Annotated in this window: 1 protein-coding gene; it reads left to right on the forward strand. The window is 69.1% G+C overall.

The window, feature by feature from the left end:
* Positions 1–67: 67 nt before the first annotated feature.
* Positions 68–544 (forward strand): helix-turn-helix domain-containing protein (locus tag ACSDR0_RS51110; protein ID WP_435296219.1); only part of this gene is annotated, 477 nt, incomplete at its 3' end.

Genomic DNA, 544 nt, shown 5'->3' on the forward strand with positions numbered 1-544 from the left:
TGCAACGTTCCTGATTGAGGGTGTGGATACCAGCTGAGCTGGGGGAATGATGGTTTCAGGGGCCATCATGCCGAAGCTACTGTTCGCGCGCCCGCCGCTGAACGCCGACGAGGAACGCAAGATCCGTAAGCTGGCTGGAGCGCGGCACGCCCCGGGCGACTGGATCGTGCGGGCACAGATGATCACATTGAGCTGGCAGGGGCTGCGGACCAGTGTGATCGCGGCCAAGCTGGGTTGCCACATGCAGACGGTGCGCGAGCGGCTCGACCGGTTCAACGCCGAGGGCCTGGCCGGGTTGGGTGACCGGCCCGGGGCGGGCCGCAAACCACGGATCACCGAGGTCGAACGCGGGCAGGTCATCGCGCTGGCGCGTTCGACCCCGCCCGGCAAGCCGGTCCGCGATGCGACCGGGGACCTGGTGGCGGCCGATGAGATCGCCCCAGCCGAGTGGACACTGGACACCCTCACCGCGGCCGCCCGCGCGGCGGGCATCGACATCCACCGCTCTCAGGTGCGCCGGATCCTGCTCACCGAGCATGTGCGC

Source organism: Streptosporangium sp. G11, assembly GCF_051192615.1.
Classification (GTDB): domain Bacteria; phylum Actinomycetota; class Actinomycetes; order Streptosporangiales; family Streptosporangiaceae; genus Streptosporangium.